This is a genomic window from Nocardia sp. NPDC004415 (assembly GCF_053602435.1).
The window spans coordinates 1-16913 of the sequence record NZ_JBSGDP010000049.1 but is presented as its reverse complement, the minus strand read 5'-3'; the positions used below and the strand labels follow the sequence as shown (position 1 = coordinate 16913).

General features: G+C 71.2%; 10 protein-coding genes. 7 read left to right on the top strand and 3 right to left on the bottom strand.

Annotated elements, in window-relative coordinates; translation table 11 throughout:
* Positions 1-13: 13 nt before the first annotated feature.
* Both ACWEMY_RS21440 and ACWEMY_RS21435 read right to left on the bottom strand, forming a co-directional pair.
* The gene (locus tag ACWEMY_RS21440) at positions 14-3010 is read right to left on the bottom strand and encodes an IniB N-terminal domain-containing protein (RefSeq protein WP_452391434.1); all 2997 of its coding nucleotides are present in this window, start codon (positions 3008-3010) and stop codon (positions 14-16) included.
* A 121-nt stretch (positions 3011-3131) separates the two neighbouring features.
* A complete protein-coding gene (locus ACWEMY_RS21435; RefSeq protein WP_452391433.1) occupies positions 3132-4664 on the bottom strand; it encodes a dynamin family protein in 1533 nt (510 codons plus the stop codon).
* A gap of 163 nt (positions 4665-4827) precedes the next feature.
* Between ACWEMY_RS21435 and ACWEMY_RS21430 the strand changes: the two genes are divergently transcribed.
* The 6 genes from ACWEMY_RS21430 to ACWEMY_RS21405 all read left to right on the top strand — a co-directional run bounded on the left by ACWEMY_RS21430 (position 4828) and on the right by ACWEMY_RS21405 (position 14335).
* Entirely contained in the window at positions 4828-6780 is a 1953-nt protein-coding gene (locus tag ACWEMY_RS21430) for an Hsp70 family protein (RefSeq protein WP_452391432.1), read from the top strand.
* Positions 6777-9398 (top strand): LuxR C-terminal-related transcriptional regulator, encoded by a 2622-nt coding sequence (locus ACWEMY_RS21425; RefSeq protein WP_452391431.1) that lies wholly within the window; start codon positions 6777-6779, stop codon positions 9396-9398. Before ACWEMY_RS21430 ends, ACWEMY_RS21425 begins: the two co-directional genes overlap by 4 nt.
* A 27-nt stretch (positions 9399-9425) precedes the next feature.
* Entirely contained in the window at positions 9426-10541 is a 1116-nt protein-coding gene (locus ACWEMY_RS21420) for a hypothetical protein (RefSeq protein WP_452391430.1), read from the top strand.
* A gap of 108 nt (positions 10542-10649) precedes the next feature.
* Positions 10650-11996 carry a S1 family peptidase gene (locus ACWEMY_RS21415; RefSeq protein ID WP_452391429.1) on the top strand — a complete coding sequence of 449 codons (1347 nt, stop codon included), beginning with the start codon at positions 10650-10652 and terminating at the stop codon, positions 11994-11996.
* Positions 11997-12150: 154 nt separating this feature from the next.
* Complete coding sequence (locus ACWEMY_RS21410) at positions 12151-13413, top strand: S1 family peptidase (RefSeq protein ID WP_452391428.1); 1263 nt, start codon at positions 12151-12153, stop codon at positions 13411-13413.
* Positions 13414-13501: 88 nt separating this feature from the next.
* Positions 13502-14335, top strand: a complete 834-nt coding sequence (locus tag ACWEMY_RS21405; protein WP_452391427.1) for an NRDE family protein — start codon at positions 13502-13504, stop codon at positions 14333-14335.
* A gap of 75 nt (positions 14336-14410) precedes the next feature.
* On the opposite strand, the gene ACWEMY_RS21400 is transcribed toward ACWEMY_RS21405, so the two are convergent.
* On the bottom strand, positions 14411-15127 hold the full coding sequence (locus ACWEMY_RS21400) for a hypothetical protein (protein ID WP_452391426.1): 717 nt from the start codon (positions 15125-15127) through the stop codon (positions 14411-14413).
* Positions 15128-15633: 506 nt separating this feature from the next.
* Here ACWEMY_RS21400 and ACWEMY_RS21395 point away from each other — a divergent pair.
* Positions 15634-16913, top strand: a 1280-nt coding sequence (locus ACWEMY_RS21395) for a 4Fe-4S dicluster domain-containing protein (protein ID WP_452391425.1), incomplete at its 3' end; no start/stop codon positions are given.

Genomic DNA, 16913 nt, shown 5'->3' with positions numbered 1-16913 from the left:
GTCGCTGATCAGCTCAGTGGAACAGGCCGGCGGTGTCGAGATGCTGCTCGCCCGCGACGGTGGACTCCCCGAGCAGGCCCGTGTCACCGGCGAGCGGCGACTCGTGCAGACCGGGGCCGAAGGCGCTGTCGGGATCGATGTTCGACCAGGTGGTGCCGAGACCCGAGGCGACGCCGACGGTGGATTCGGTCGTGGTCACAGCGGTGCCGGTGAGGTCGCCGCCGAAGGCTCCGGACAGGTCGGGGTCGGACCAGACGCCGGTCGAGGAGGCCGCTTCGGTGGTGCCGGTCAGCGAGGCGTCCACGCCGGTGACTGCCGATCCGCCGGTTTCCACCGCGCCGGTGAAGGAGCCGCCGGTGGTGAGACTTGTGCCCACGGCACCTTCCACGCCGGAGCCGATCGCGCCACCGGTGGCAGCAGTGCTGCCGACCGCGCCGCCCAGAGCGCCGTCGACCCCTGTTCCGAACGAACCACCCGTAGTGAAGCCGGTACCCACAGCACCATCTACGCCGGAGCCGATCGCGCCACCAGTTGCGGCAGTCGTGCCGATCGCGCCGGTCAGGGCGCCATCTGCGCCGGTGGCGAACGAGCCGCCCGTCGTGAGACCGGTGCCCACGGCACCGTCGAAGCCTGAGCCGATCGCGCCACCAGTTGCAGCGGTCGTGCTGACCGCGCCGCTCAGGGCACCGTCCACGCCGGTCGTGAACGAGCCGCCTGTGGCGAGGCCGGAGTTTGCGGCGCCGGTGAAGGAGGACTGGAGGGCGGAGCTGACGGTGGACGCGCCGACCAGGGAGCTGTCGAGGGCCGCGCTGGAGTCGAATGCACCGTTGAGGGCGGCGGCGGTATCGGCTGTGCCGGACAGGGTGGTGTCGAGAGCCGAATCGAACTGGCCGTTCAGGGCGGCACCGGTCCCGGCTGCTCCGGACAGGGTGGTGTCGAAGGCCGAACCGAACTGGCCGTTCAAGGCCGCACCCGTACCGGTCGCTCCGGACAGGGTGGTGTCGAAGGCCGAACCGAACTGGCCGTTCAAGGCCGCGCCGGTCCCAGCTGCTCCGGACAAGGTGGAATCGAAGGCCGAACCGAACTGGCCGTTGAGGGCGGCGGCGGATTCGACCGCGCCTGTCAGGGCAGTGGAGGCGGATGTCGCGCTGGAGAAGGCTGTGCCCAAGGAGGTTTCGAGGCCGGTCGTCGCCGTGGAGTCGAAGGCGGTGCCCAGGGTGGCCTCGGTGCCGGTGGTGAGGGCTGCGCCGGTGGTGAGGCCGGTGGCGATCTGAGCGCCGAGGTCGGCTCCGGCGGAACCGGTGCCGACGAGGTCGGCTCCCGCGCCTGCGAGACTGCCGAGCCCGAGCTGGGTGGTCGCGGTAGCCGCACCGGTCAGCGAAGATGCAGCGGCGGCACCGACATTCGCGGCCGCCGATGCGCCCGCACCGACCTGTCCGGCGAGACCGCCCGCCCCGGTCAGCGACGTTTCGAGCCCGGCGCCCACCGCGGATTCAACCGAAGTCCCCAGTCCGACACCGGCTTCCACGATCCCGGAAGTCGCGGCATCGACACTCGCCCCAACCCCAGCCGCCGCACCGAGCGCACCCGACACACCCGCACCGAGATCCGCCGCCGCACCCGCCGCACCCGACAGACCGGCACCGAGCCCGGCACCCACACCGGCCGCAGCATCGACCGCACCGGTCAGCGATGTCTCCAATCCCGCAGCACCGTCGAGCGCGCCCCCGAGCCCCGCCGCACCACCGACCACACCGGAGATACCCGCACCGAGATCCGTTGCACCAGAGAGGGAACCGTTGAGATCGGCGCCGAGATCCGCCGCACCAGTGAGTGAACCGGCCAGGTCGGCACCGAGAGCCGAGGCGCCGGCAAGGTTCGACGACAGGGCGCCATCGAGGTTCGCACCGAGGTCCGTGCCCAGGTCGAGACCTGCGGCTACGCCGGTGGCCACGTCGGCGCCGAGCCCAGCGCCTACACCAGCGGCCAGATCCCCGCCCAGGCCGAGGCCCGCGTCTACGCCGGTGGTCAGGTCGGTACCGAGGCCCGTGGCGCCGGTGAGGGTTGACGACAGTGTGGTGTCGAGGCTCGTGCCGAGGTCGGCGGCAAGATCAGTGCCCAGATCCAGGCCCGCGCCTACTCCCGCAGCCAGATCGGCGCCGAGCCCGGCGCCTACGCCTGCCGCCAAGTCCGCACCCAAGCCGAGGCCCGCGTCCACGCCAGCGCCCAGATCCCCGCCCAAGCTGAGACCCGCATCCACGCCAGCGCCCACACCTGCCGCCAAGTCGGTGCCCAGGCCCAGGCCGGCACCGGTGCTCATGCCGAGACCGGCACCGACACCTGCGGCCAGACCGGCACCGATGCCTGTGGCCAGGTCGGCGCCGAGGTCGAGGGCTGCGTTGACGCCGGCGGACAAGTCGGCGCCTACGCCTGTCGCGAGGTCGATGCCTGCGTCTATGCCGGTGTTCAGGCCGGCACCGATTCCCGCGCCGATGCCGGCACCGATTCCGGCGCCGATGCCTGCGGCGAGGTCGAGGGCTGTGTCGAGACCGGCGGACAAGTCGGTGCCCAGGCCGAGGTTTGTGTCGATGCCTGCGCCCAGGTCGAGGTCGGTGCCGAGGTCGAGGTTGGCGCCTGTGCTTGCTGCGAGGTCGGTGCCGAGGCCCAGACCAGCGCCGATACCGGCGCCGAGGTCGAGGTCGGCGGCGGTGGACAGGGCGCCGGTGAGGTCGAGGGCGGCTTCGGATTCGAGGCCGAGGTCGGTGGTGGCGGCCGCGGTGGCCGCGGTGGTGGCCGCGGTGGTGGCGCCTGCGGCGATGATGGGCTGGAGGGGGGTGGTGTCGAGGTGGTGGGACTGGCAGATGGTGGGGGCCAGGGCCGCGATTTCGGCGGGGGTGACAGGCAGGTCGGCGTCGCAGAGAACCTGGACGGGGGCCTTGCAATAGTTTGCTGCGGCCTCGGGGTCGCGCAACAGGTTCAGGATGAACTCGAGGATCGCGGTGGGGGTCATTCGGGGTCAGCTCCTCCAGATCGGGGCTAATGCGCCGGATCCGTACTCGTCCGTCGGGGATGCTTGTCACGCGTGGCCATGCGAGTGTTCGAAAAGCTTGTCCCGATCCGCGACGGTTTCGTTACGCGGGAGGCGATAACTGGCTGAGTGCTCCCTCGGCGCTGCGCACCGCGGTCAGGCAGGCGGCGGCCGTGGCCTGGTCGATCAGGGGGTGGCGGGACCGGGTGCGCCACCGGCGCGCGGCCTCGGCGGCGTGGGCGCGCAGGGTGGCCGGATCGGTGTCGGCGGGCAGGCCGAGGCGCACGTGCGCGGCGACGCCGGCGCCGCCGATCAAGCGGAACAGTTCGGCGAGATCGTCGGCGGGCAGCGGCAATTCGTCGGTGCGCAGGCGGCCGAGCAGCCGGAGTTCGGCGAAGCCGTGCACATCGGCGAGCAGGGTGCGCACGCGCGGGAGCAGGTGGTCGGCGCGGCCGGGGTGGGCGGTGAGGACGCGGTCGAGGGTGGTCAGGGCGGAGTGGGCCTTGAGTTGTTCGGCGCGCTGGCCGAACTGCACGTCCAGGACGGTGCGCAGTTCGTCGATGCCGCTGCGGGCGGCGAGTTCGGCGGCCAGGGCGGCGGCGTCGCGGATGCCGGTGCGGACCAGTTCGGTGGCCATGCGCACGCCGAACATGCCGAATCGGTCCAGCAATTGGGCGCGCATCGGGGCGGGCACCGGCAGGTCGGCGTCGGGGCGGGCGAAGCGGTCGGCCGAGAGGAGAGCGAGTTCGAGGGTGTCGGCGGGGAGGGCGGCCAGGGCCGTGAAGGCGAGGAATTCGGGCTGGGTCAGGGTGGCGGCGGCGAAGGCGAGCAGCCCGGCGACGGGGATGACCGCCTGGCACAGGCCGGTGCGCTCGAGTTCGGTGGCGAAGCGGGCCGCCACCTGACGCGCGGAATGCAGCGCGTCGATGCGGCCCGCGCTGATCTCGTCGGCGCGCGAGACCACCCCGACCACGCCGAGCGGACCCGCGGGTCCACCGGAACCGACCTGCTCGAGGAAGTGCAGGTCGGCGGCGTCGAGGCGGCGCAGCAGGTAGACGACGGCGTCGGCGCCGGGCACCGAGACAGCGCCCGCGTCGAGGTCGGCGGGGGTGAGCAGGCGCAGGGTGCGCTCGGAGACCTCGCGCGAGAGCGAGGAGGTGCCGGGGGTGTCGATGATGGTGGTGCGCGCGAGGGCGGGGGTGGGCCAGCGCACTTCCAGGTGGTCGACGGTGCGCGGGCCTGCGGGGTGCCAGCGCAGGTCGTCGAGTTCGAAGGTGAGGCCGTGCGCGCCCGCGCCGCGCCGCAGGGCGACATTGGCGGCGGCGCCGTCGGGGGCGAACGCGGTGACCGTCGGCGTGGCACCGGTGCGGTACCAGGTGACCACGCGGGTGCATTCGGTCGCGTTGGTCGGGGCGATGCTCTGGCCGACGAGCGCGTTGAGCAGGGTCGACTTGCCCGCCTTGATCGACCCGGCCAGCGCCACCCGCAGCGGCTGACGCAACCGCTCGTCGCACTCGCGCAGCAGCGCCTGGGCGGCCGGGTCACCGCCGAGTTCCCGCGCGGCGCTCGCCACCAGCTGCTGGGCCTCGGCAAGGCTGCCGGAGCCGACCGGATGAGCGTGCGCGGGGTAGTTCACGCGGACACCCTACCGACGCCACCCCGCGGATCGATGCCCCGCGCCGAACCTGCCTGGACGGGTGACCACCTGAGCGGAGGCGTAACAGCTTTCGGGCAGCAACCGACTATCGGGATAGTTCGCTCGATGGTGTCCGCCGCTCACGCATCCGCAAGAGGTTCTCATGACTGACCGTCTCCCGCTCGGCATCACTGTCGGCGCATCCCGTTCCGTGGCCGTCGCGACGACGGCCGACGGCGGTGCGCCGGTGGCGGTGATCCAGCGTCGCACCGCGGTGGAAGTCGCGCCGGGGCACGTCGTCGACGGGTTCCTCGCGCGGGTGGGCGACCCGGTGCCGATGCTGGCCGAGGACGGGTCCAGTCACGCCGCCGCCGATCTGGTCGCCACCGCGACGACCCGGCTGATCACCGACATCGCCGCGCAGACCGGCGCGGAACCGACGGTGATCGCTTGCCATCCGGGCTGGTGGGCAGACGACCAGGTCCGCGCCGTCCAGGACGCGCTCGACGCGACCGGAACCGGGTCCACGGTGCTGATCCCGGAGCCCCTGGCGGTGCTGCGCCGCTACGAGGTCGAGCGCGGACTCCTCGACGACGGCGCGCTGGTGGTCTACGACCTGGGCGCGAGCGGGCTGACCGTCTCGGTGGTGCGCACCGGTGAGCAGTCGGGTCTGCTGGGCACCCCGGCGCACAGCGACACGATCGCCGGAGCCGAATTCGATTTGCTGACAATGCGCTACGTGCTCGCGCACGCGCTGGGCGACGCCGAGTTCGACCCGTTCGACCCCCTGGTCGAGGCCGAGCTGACGGCGCTGCGCGAACGGTGCCGGATCGCCAAGGAGGAGCTCTCGCTCGACACGGCGACGGTGGTGCCGGTGGGCGCGCTCGGCACCGGCGGACCGGTGCGGATCGTGCGCAGCGAGTTCGAGGACGTGGTGCGCGGGGATCTGCTGGACTCGCTCGACCTGGTGCGCACGGCGGTACGGCAGGCGGGTATCGAGTTCGGTGATGTGCGCGCGGTGTTGCTGACCGGTGGTGGTGGCGCGATTCCGCTTGTCGCCGAGCTGGTTTCGGCGGAGTTCGGGTTGCCGGTGGTGGCGTGTGCCGATCCGGCGACGGCCGGTGCGGCGGGTGCCGCGGAGCTGGCGGCCGATCTGCTGGCGGCGGAATCTTCCTACGGCGCAGCGACTTCCGGCGCGCTCGCCTACTCGGCGTATACCGAGGCGAGCCCGCACAGTACCGAGTTCCCGATGGCGGGAGTGGCGCTCGGGAAACCGTCCGATGCCCCGGACGGCGGGAGCACTTCGGACGAGCACCACGCTCCGGTGACCGGCATGACCACTGCCGCAAGAGAGTTGGCCGATACCGGACGTTATTCCAGCAAAGCGAGCCTGTTCGCTGGTCGCCCCGAGGGCGAGGACACGATCTCCGCCGCGACGCCGCGGAAATCGGGCAAGCGGCTGGCCGTGGTGGCCGCCGCCCTCGCCGCGTTCGGCGCGCTGACCGCCGGAACACTGGCCATGGCACCGCAATTCAGCACGCCGAGCACTCCGTCACCCACCTCCGCCGACGCGGCGGCCACGAGCACCGGGGCACCGGCGACCAACGCGGCGACCCCCATCGCGGCGCTCGACGCCGAGGGCAAGACGGTGCTCGGGACTCCGACGCTCGACGCCGACGGCAAGCCCGTCCCCGGCGCCCCGCTACTCGACGCGGCCGGGCAGCCGATCCCGGGGACAGTCACTCCCGCCGCGACGACACAGAATTCGTCGCAGCCCGCCCCGACCCAGGCCGCGGGTGGTGGCACACCGCAGGCGGGCACGCCGCAGGGTGAGACGCCCCAGGGCGGCACACCGCAGCAGCAGCCCGGGTCGCCGCAGTCGCCCGCGCCCGAACAGGCTCCGCCGCCGCAGAATTCGCCCGCACCGGCACCGCCTGCCCAAACCCCGCCGACCACAACGTCTCCCGCGCCCGCGCCGCAGCAACCTCAGCAGCCGCAGTACCCCAACCTGGGCCAGGTGCCCGGCAAGATCATCGACGGTGCCGGTGACGTGGTGGAGGGGACGGTCGGCGGTGTCACCAAACTGCCCGGTGAGCTGCTGGGAGGCGGCAATTGAGGCCGATCGCGCTCGACTGCCTGCCGAACGCCCGCGAGATCCTCCGCAGTATCGAAGCCGCACCGCAGAAGCCGGTGGTCCTGTTGCTGTCGGGGCGCTCGGGCACCGGTAAGTCGGTGCTGCTGGACGCGGCCAGGCAGCGGTTGCGGGGGCGCGGGCTCGCGGTGATCGCCAGCGTGCCCGTCGCGCCGGACAGCGGCGCGGTGGTCGTCCTCGATGACCTGCACACCCTGACGGCCGCCCAGCTCGACGCGCTCAGTGCCGAGATCACCTCGGGCACCAGGTCTTTCCTCTGCGCGACGCAGCCGCGACCGCAGCATCCCGAGCTGCGCGCGCTGTGCGAGACCGTGGCGCGGCACGGTCGCACCGTGGAACTGCGGGCGCTGGGCAGTGGCGATATCGGGTCGCTGGCACGCGAACTCGGTGTCACCGTGCCGCGCCCGATCATCGACTACATCCACACCCGGACCGGGGGTGTGCACGCGGGCGTGGTCGCGGCGTTGCTCGCGGCGGGCGCGGCGCGGCTGGATCAGGGTATGGCCGCCGTCGACGACGCGCTGGCTGCGTGGACCAGATCGCAACTGGCCGGCGCCGATCCCGCCCTGCTCGACACCCTCGTCGTCGCCGCGACCGGCACCGGGCTCGACGCGGGCGAACTGGCCGAGGTACTCGATCTCGAGCCGGCGGTCGCGCGGGATCTGCTGGTGCGGGCCAGGACGAGCGCGCTGGTCACCGACGCCGATCTGCTGCTGGCCGCCGCGGTCCCGCAACTGCGGGTGCTGATCGGTGACCGGCGCTATGTGGCGGTGCAGCGCAGGCTGCTCGACACCCGCCTCGCCGCCGGACTGCTGCGCGACCACACCGGGCTGCTGCTCGCGGAATCCGGGGTGCGCGACGAGCGGCTGGCCGAATTCCTCTGCCGGGCAGCCGAACACAACCGGATCGACGCCGCCCGCTACTACGCCGCCGCATCCGCCGCAGGCGCCGACCCCCGCCGGATCGCCCTGCCCTGGGCCGAAGCCGCCGCCGCGACGGGTGACAACGACACCGCCCTGCGCTTGGCCGAACCGCTCCTCGACCGCGTCGACGCCCCCGCCGCCGAGCTCGCCGCCGCCGTCCGGATCTGCGCGACCGTGCTCACCCGCCGCGGACTAGTCCAGCGCGCCGCCGCCCTCTACCGCTGGCTCGGCGCACACCGGGTCGGCGCCGACTGGGCCGTCGCGACCACCGTCCTCGCCCTGGCAGGCGACAGCGCCGCCGCCGACATGTCCGCCGACGCCGACCGGTGGCCACCCACCGAGGCCACCGCGGGCCCCCGGCTGATCGCCCGCGCACTGCTCGCCTCCCTCGACTCCGCCACACCGACTCCGCCCGGCTCCGAGGACACCGACCACCCGAGATCCCGACCGGCCACCGCGATCACCGACCTCACCCAGGCCCTGCGCACCGATCACCGCACCGGCCCGTGCGGCGCGATCGCCGTCGCCACCCTCTTGAACCTGAGCGCGGGCGACCCCGCCCGGGCCGCCGCCGCGCTCTGGGCCGTCACCGAATCCCGAGGCCCGGCGGACGGCAGTCCGGATTCGCACGCACAGCAGCAGCAGCACTCGGCCACCGACCACCCGTCGCGCCGGTTCACCGAGGCAGGCCGCATCCCTGTCCCCGAAGCGCCGGCCGACCCGCAGCGCACGATCCTGGCCGCGTGGGTCGCGCTCGCCACCGGCGATGAGCAGCGGGCCGCCGAGATGCTGGGCGCGCTCGGCCACGCGCCGCTCTTCGCGCGCGACCGGCTGCTCGCGCACGGGCTGTCTGTCGGGCTGGCACGGCGCGGCGGGGATCTCTCCGCGCTGCGGCGGGCCTGGACCGTGGCGCTGCCCGCGTTCGAGAAGGTCGACATCGACCTGCTCGGTCTGCTCGCGGTCGGCGAGATGTGGATGGCGGGGATCGCGCTGCGTGAGGAACGGCGCGTGCAGAACGCGGTGGACGCCGCGACGGCGCTGGTGCGTGGGCTCGCGCACGCCTCGGCGTGGACCGCCGTCTTCCACTGGTACGGCGTGCAGGCCGCGCTCGGCCAGAACGAGCCGCAACAACTGCTGCCGCACGCGCACGCGTTGAAGCAGGCCGCCGCCGAAGGTGACGCGCACGCGGCCGTGCTGGCCGACGCGGGACGCACCTGGCTGCTGGTGCGCCGCGGTGAGGCCGACATCACCTCGGTGCGCACGGCGGTACTCGCGCTGGCCGATCGGGGGCACGCCTACGACGCCGCACGGTTGGCCGAGGACGCGGCCCGCGGCGTCGACGACCCGGCGGAACTACTCGAGCTGGCCGGGTCGGTGCGGCTTCCTGCGCGCCCTGATCAGGCCGTGACCAGTGCCGATGATCCACACAGCGCCCGACGGCCGCTGATCGAACCGCAGGCGCTCAGCGACCGCGAACGCGAGGTGGCCGAGCTGGTGCTGCTCGGTCTGACCTACCGGGAGATCGGCGCACGGCTGTACATTTCCGCGAAGACGGTGGAGCATCACGTCGCGCGAATCCGACGTCGGATAGGCGCGCGATCCCGATCGGAATTATTGTCAATGCTCCGCGCGATGGGACACGGTTCACTGCTGGTGTGACCGGCCCGGGGTAGGGAGGTAAACCGGATGGCCACTGGGGTGGGCCTGCGCATCGCCGACGACGAGTGCATCGCCGCGGTGGTCACCGAGGACGGCCCGCCGATCCACCTCGTCCGCGAGTCGGTGCTGCACATGTCCGACGACGGCGACGCGGCCCTCGGCGGCCCCGCGCCCTCCGGGCACGCGCACTCGATCAGCGGATTCGTGCGCGCGATCGGCGATCCGGCGGGTGTCGACGTCGACGGCGGCGAGGCCTACCGGGCCGAGGACCTGCTGGCCACGGCCATGTTCTGCCTCATCGATCAGACCACCGAGCACCTCAGCGGCCCGGCCGAGTTCTACGCGACGCATCCGGCGCAGTGGACGACCGAGACCGTGCGCGGGGTGCGCGAGGCGCTGGACTACCTGGGGCTGAAGTCGGTGGCGCTGCTGGGTGAGGACGAGTTGCCCCAGCCCGGTGCCGGGGTCGAACCGGGCCGTTCGTATGTCACCTCGGCGGCCGAGGCCGCGCTGGTGGCGGTGCTGGCCACGCCTGCGGGCGCTACCCCGCCGGACCCGATCGTCACCGAGAACTCGCTGGTCGTCACCGATGTGATGCCCGCGCTGCAGAAGCCCGCGGCGACCGCGCAGGCGTATTCGGCGGCGCTGCCCGCGGCCGTGCTGCCCACCAAGGCGCTGGCCGTGCCCGCCACGGTGCTGCCCGCCGAGCTGCCCACGCTCACCCCGGCGCCCACCCGCAATCGCACGCCGTTGCTCATCGCGGTGGCCGCGCTGATCGGCCTGCTGCTCGGCGGAATCGCGGTGTCGGTGCTGCTGCGCAGCGGGGAGCCGGTGGCCCCGCCGTCGATCTCCGACGCGCGCCCGGACGCGCCGACCGAACAGCAGCCGCCCGCGCCGCTGCCGCCCCCGGTGGACGAGACGACCCCGCAGGCGCCCGTCACCACCGAGCCCGAACCGGAGCCGACCACCACCGAGACACCGCCGGAACCGACGACCACCACCGGCGAACCGGCACCGACCACCACCACCGAACCGACCACTCCCAGCCGCAGCACCACCCGCCCGCTGCTGCCCTTCGAGGACTACCCGCCGGGCAATCTCCCGTCGCCACTGCGGATCCCGGGCTACGACTATCAGCGGTAGGGCAGACGTTGTCGCGCCGGTATCGCGGCCGTGCCCTAGAGTGATGCGGCGACCGACATCACTGCCTCCCGCAGTGTCGGCGGTCACTCGTGCCGACGAAGGGATTTCATGCGCAAGTTGGTGGCGCGTCGCGCCGCGGTCAAGGCAGCCTCCGCCGGTTTCGCCGCGACTGTTCTCCTGGCACCACTGTTCGGTTCCGGCCCCGCCGCGGCGGATCCCGATGCCCCCCTTCAACTTGCCGCAGACGCGCTACCCGCGGAAATGGTGACGGCGCTGGCGCGCGATCTGGGCATGACGCCCGTGGAGTACCTCGACCGCGCCGCCCGCGCGCAGCAGCTGCGCCAGTACGCGACCGACTTCCGCGCCGCGAATCCCGACACCTTCGCCGGTGCCTGGCTGACGCCGGAGGGCAAGGCCGTCGTCGCGGTCACCGACGCCGAGACGGGCAAGCTCGCCGCCGCCGACGGCTACCAGACCCAGCTCGCGCCGATCTCGGCCAACGGCCTCGAGGGCGCGCTGGTGCAGCTGAGCCAGTGGATCGCGAGCCTGCCGCGCGAGATCTCCGAACCGATCAGCTCGGTCGCGATCGACACCCTCAACAGCCAGCTGGTGCTCAATGTCGCCAACACTCCCACCGGGCACCTGCTCAACCTGCCGACGCTGATCGCCACCATCAAGGTGGTGCTCACCCCCGGCGGCGCCGGTCCGGTGGAACGCAGGCCGATGGGCGGCGACACCTACATCACCGCCACCAAAGACCTGCACGACACCTCGCTGCGCGGGGTGGACGTGTGCTCGTTCGGCTTCAACGCCACCGACGACGCGGGCAGCGCCCTCAACATCTCGGCGGGCCACTGCAATCCGAACATCGACAACGGCGGCTCCGCGACGGTCTACGTGCCCAACGTGCGCGATATCCCCAACAGCCCCGAGGTCGGCAGCTTCGCCCACTCGGTGCTGGGCGGGCCCGCCGCGCTGGACTACTCGGTGATCCGGCTCAACGAGCGCGCGGTGAACGCGGGCATGGACCAGCCGCGGGTGCGTGGCGCGGAGGGCACCACCCTCACCATCACCGGCACCGCCGAACCGGTGACCGGCGCGCCCGTCTGCAAGACCGGGCAGTCCTCCACCTTCACCTGTGGCTTCGTCTCGGCCGATCATGTGGAGACCCAGCTGTTCACGGCCGAGGGCGTCAGCAAGACGATCCGCGGCTTCGCCAACAGCGCCTGCACCCTGGGCGGCGACAGCGGCGGCGCGATCGTCTCCGGCACCCTGGCGCTGGGCATCACCAGCGGTTCCAACGCCGCCGACGCGCCCAACTGCTCCGAGGCCAACACCCAGCTCGCGCCCTACGGCGGCACCGCCTCGCTCGGTATTCCGATCCGGCCGATCCTGGCCGACGCGGCGGGCGCGATCGGCGGAATCACGGTGCGCACCAAGCCGAACGCGGGCTGAGAACGTCCCGAAACGCCGACCGGACCGGGTGAGCGAAATCTCTTGCCCGGTCCGAGTAGGCATAACCCGCCCGAGCCCATATAGTTCGATCATGCTCCTGCCACGTATGGGTCGAAACTCGTCCTCGCGCAGCTCGGGAAGAGCGCGCAAATCCGTGATCGCCGCGTCCGCGGCGATTCTGCTGTTCGGCCCCACGATGGCAGTCGCCGACGCGCAGCCCGCCCCCGCGGGCGACCTGCCCGCCCAGCTGATCGAGGCGGTCACCCGCGATCTGAAGATCTCCCCCGAGGAGTACCTGCGCCGCGCCGATGTCGCCCAGCAGGTCGCCGCGTTCTCCACCACCGCGCAGCGCCAGTTCCCGCAGGTCTTCGCCGGTTCCTGGCTGAGCGACCAGGGCAAGGCCGTCATCGCGCTCTCGCACGGCCCCGGTGCCGACGAGGCGCGGGCCGCGGCCGAGTCGGCCGGGTTCGAGGTGCGCAACGTCGCCAAGAGCGAGTCCATGCTGCGCGGGGAGAAGACCGCGTTCGAGAACTGGCTGGCCGCCGCGCCGCCGGAGGTCGCCAACCTGGTGCGCGGTGTCGTCATCGACACCGTCAACAACGCCATCGCCGTGCGCGTGGAGCAGGCCGGGCTGCCGCTGCCCAGCTTCATCGACCCGGCGCGCGTGGTCGTCACCGCGCCGCCGGTGGCCGGCGAGCGCGTCGACCTGACCGCCACCCCCGTCGCCGGTGACGGCAACGGCGCGCTGGCCGGTGGCGACGGCTACGCCTCGATCGTGGGCCGCAGCTCGCTGCGCTGCTCGCTGGGCTTCAACGGCACCGACCGCTCGGGCAATGTCGTCAACATCTCGGCCGGGCACTGCAACCCCGATCTCGGCACCGCGGGCAGCGATTCCGCCGCCGCGATCTACGAGATCAACGGCGACCGCGCCGGTGCCCAGCTGGGCACCTTCCAGAAGTCGGTGCTGGGCGCGCAGGACTACTCGATCATCTCGATCAACGACAACGCCCGCCCGCGCTTCGAGAACAACCTGGTCCGCGTGCCGGGCAACGCCCCGATCGCGGTCGAGGGTGTCGCGGTGCCGGTCGTCGGCGCGCCGGTCTGCAAGTCGGGTGCCCGCACCGGGTTCAGCTGCGGCATCATCAACGGCGTCGACCAGACCGTGCAGGTCGGTGACCGTCAGATGACCCAGAGCTTCTCGGCCAACATCTGCGCCCTGCCCGGCGATTCGGGTGGCGCGATCGTCACCGGTCGCCTGGCGCTCGGCATCTCGAGCGCGTCGTCGGTCGCCGACTACCCGATCTGCGAGATCCCCAACATCATCGGCGCGATCACCGGTGACGTGCCGCAGCTGTTCGCGCAGCCGCTGAGCGTCGTCCTCTCGGACAACCCGGGTCTGTCGGTCCGCACCAACTGATCGCGGACTCCCGCAGGCACAGAGCAGCTCGGAAGGGCCGGTAGCGACGCGCTACCGGCCCTTCCGGCGTCTGCGGCAAGCTGGTGGCATGTGTTTGGTTCTGCTCGCCTGGCGCGCGCACCCGGAGTACCGGCTGATCGTGGCGGCCAACCGGGACGAGTTCTACACCCGCGCCACCGAATCGCTGACGCGCTGGCCCGACGGACTGCTGGCCGGGCGTGACCTGGGCGCCGACGCGCCGGGCACCTGGCTCGGCTTCCGCCCGGCCGACGCCCGCTTCGCCACCGTCACCAATGTGCGCGACCCGCTCGACCGAGTGCCCGACGCACGGTCCCGCGGCGCCCTGCTGATGGACTACCTGCGCTCGGCGGCCTCACCCAGCGCCTACCAGACCGCGATCGACCCGGCCCGCTACCTCGGCTACAACCTGCTCACCGGGGACGCGGATGCGCTGTGGTGGCAGTCCAATCGCAGCGGTGCCGCGCCCGCGGAACTCGTGCCGGGGCTGCACGGTCTGTCGAACGGGCCGCATCTGGTTTCGGCGCCCGGCGAGGTTGTGCACAGCGGTCCCCAGGAGTTCGAGGTCACCGGGGTGGGCGCACCGCCGGTCTGGCCGAAGGTGGCCGACGGGCTGCGCGAGCTACGCGACATCATCGCCACCGCACCGGATTCGGTCGAGGACTACTTCGCCCTGCTCGCCGACCGCACCGAGGCGGCGGCCGAGCTGCTGCCGCGCACCGGGATCGCGCCGGAGTTCGAGCGGGCGGTGTCGGCGCGGTTCGTCGCGCACGATCTGCACGGCACGAGGGCGAGCACGGTGTTGCTGGTGCGGGCTGATGGGAGTTACGTCATGGCCGAGCGGACGTTCGGTCCGCACGGGGCCGTTCAGGGGGCGGAAACGGTGTCCGGGCGGGTGGGTTAGGGGGACGGGAATGCCGAAGGCCCCGCTCCGTGGAGAGCGGGGCCTTCGGGGGAAACCTGTTCGGGCCGAAGCCGATCAGTTCGCCGGGGCGACCACGGGTGCCGGGTCGGCGACCGTCTTGGGCTTGTCGGCCCAAGCGGTGGTGCCGTCCGGCGCCTGCAACACATTGAGCAGCTCGAGACCGGCGACCATCATGGTCGGTCCGCCGATGGCGATCATTCCGATTACGCCACCGATAGCGGCGCCGCCGACGACGCCACCCAAGCAAAGGGGAATCGAGGCGAGGAAAGCGGTGGGAGCACCCGCAACGATACCGGCGGCGCAGCCGACGACCGCGCCGATGGCCGAACCGACGAAGGTGCCGATGGCGGTGCCGATGCTGAACTTCGAGGAGAAGTCGTTGATGGCCTTCTGGTTCTCCTGCACCGAGGCGATCGACTCGGCCTTGATGACCGGGTTGACGCCCACCTGGCTGGCGGTGACGTCGACGCCCTCGGGCTTCTCCGGGGTCAGCTCGAGCACGGTCGAGTCCTTGACGACCTCGGCCTTGGTCGGGATGTCGGTGCCGTTGATGGTGAAGGCGATCGGCAGCGAGACCACGACAGCCCCCCGACTGTCCTTGATCTCGGCGACCTGGGTCTTGGGCGCCTCGGGCGTCTCGCCCGCCTGCTCGACCAGCGCCACGGTGCCGTTCTTCACGGTGGCGACGACGGTCTTGTCGACGAGCTTCACCGAGTACTTGATGTCCTGCGGCGCCTCTTCGGCATGCGAAGTGCCGGTGGCCACGGTCATCGCCCCGATAACCAGTGCGGCAGCCGCAGTGGTCCTACGGAAGTTCATTCAGGTTCCCATCCATCAGGTGTGGTTCGGCGTGCGATCCGCGACACGCGAGACTCGTCAAGCGGTGACATCTGTGAGATGTCCCTTACTTCTCCCCGAGCAGTGTGAAGACCGGCACAGCAGACAGAACAGCCGCAGCTTAATGGAACGAAGCCCGGTAGACCAGACGGATTCCGGAACGAGTTAGTAAGCCTGACCTTAGCTCCACCGCAGATCACGCGCGGTTTACGGTGTTCACCAGCAGACGCGGGAATCTTGGAGCAAACTTTTATGTGAGATTGCTCACAAGCAAATCCCGGGTCAAGCCCCAGTAAACAAGGTCAGAGCACAAATGCCGATCCTACGGTGGACACCGGTAGTTACTGGCCGGTAACTTAGCGCCGGTTACGATACGAGCCAACTGGGTGAGTCCTCTCGCCCGCACGACCCTCGTGTTGCCTCTAAAGAAAGGTCGCGACATGAATGCCCTGACAATCACGTTGGGCACGATTGGAGCACTGCTCAGCCTGTTGTGTTGGGCGTCGTTCCTCAGCGGCGCGTGGAAGATCGGTAAGGCCGTCACGATCGGCCAGTCCGCGCCGGACCGTTGGCGACCGTTCTTCCCGCGGTTCAAGACCATGCTCGTAGAGTTCATCGCGCACACGCGCATGAACAAGTTCCGCACCGTGGGCTGGGCGCACTGGCTGGTCATGATCGGCTTCCTGGCCGGTGCGCAGTTCTGGTTCATGGCCTACGGGCAGACCTTCGACCCCACCTGGTCGTGGCCGTTCATCGGCGAAACCTGGTGGTTCCATCTCGGTGACGAGATCCTCGGCGTCGGCACCGTCGTCGGCATCGCGACGCTGATGATCCTGCGCCAGCTGAACCACCCGCGCCTGCCCGCGCGGCTGTCCCGCTTCAGCGGCTCGAAGTTCGGTCCGGCGTATTTCGTCGAGTGGGTCGTGCTCACCGAGGGCATCGGCATGGTGCTGGTGAAGGCCGGCGTGCTGTCGCTGACCGGCCACTCCGCCTGGACCGACCCGATCACCGGACAGATCGCCAAGATCATCCCGGCCAACGTCACGCTGATCTCGATCTTCGCGTTCGTCAAGCTGATGTCGGGCATGGTCTGGCTGTTCGTCGTCGGCCGCAACATCACCTGGGGTGTGGCCTGGCACCGGTTCTCGGCCTTCCCGAACATCTACTTCAAGCGTGAGGCCGACGGCAGCGTCGCCCTCGGCGCGGCCAAGCCGATGATGTCCAACGGCAAGGTCCTGGACATGGAGAACGTCGACCCCGATGTCGACAACCTCGGTGTCGGCCGGATGGAGGACTTCTCCTGGAAGGGCTGGCTGGACTTCTCCACCTGCACCGAGTGCGGTCGCTGCCAGTCGCAGTGCCCCGCCTGGAACACCGGTAAGCCGCTCTCGCCCAAGCTGCTGATCATGTCGCTGCGCGACCACGGTTACGCCGCCGCCCCCTACCTGCTGGCCGGTGGCCGCAAGGACGCCGGTGGCGACGAGATCGGCCTGGTCGACGCCGACGGCAAGCCTGACGAGGCGAAGCTGGCCAAGATCTCGGAGGCGGCGCGTGCCGAGGCGGAGCGTCCGCTGATCGGTGGTGAGGACGTCAACGGCGTCATCGACCCCGAGGTCCTGTGGAGCTGCACGAGTTGTGGTGCGTGTGTGGAGCAGTGCCCGGTCGATATCGAGCATGTCGATCACATCATCGATATGCGCCGCTATCAGGTGTTGATCGA

Bases quoted from the DNA above. Each gene is read 5' to 3' on its own strand.
- ACWEMY_RS21440 (WP_452391434.1), bottom strand. From the start codon at position 3,010: ATGACCCCCACCGCGATCCTCGAGTTCATCCTGAACCTGTTGCGCGAC.
- ACWEMY_RS21430 (WP_452391432.1), top strand. From the start codon at position 4,828: ATGACTGACCGTCTCCCGCTCGGCATCACTGTCGGCGCATCCCGTTCC.
- ACWEMY_RS21420 (WP_452391430.1), top strand. From the start codon at position 9,426: ATGGCCACTGGGGTGGGCCTGCGCATCGCCGACGACGAGTGCATCGCC.
- ACWEMY_RS21415 (WP_452391429.1), top strand. From the start codon at position 10,650: ATGCGCAAGTTGGTGGCGCGTCGCGCCGCGGTCAAGGCAGCCTCCGCC.
- ACWEMY_RS21405 (WP_452391427.1), top strand. From the start codon at position 13,502: ATGTGTTTGGTTCTGCTCGCCTGGCGCGCGCACCCGGAGTACCGGCTG.
- ACWEMY_RS21400 (WP_452391426.1), bottom strand. From the start codon at position 15,127: ATGACCGTGGCCACCGGCACTTCGCATGCCGAAGAGGCGCCGCAGGAC.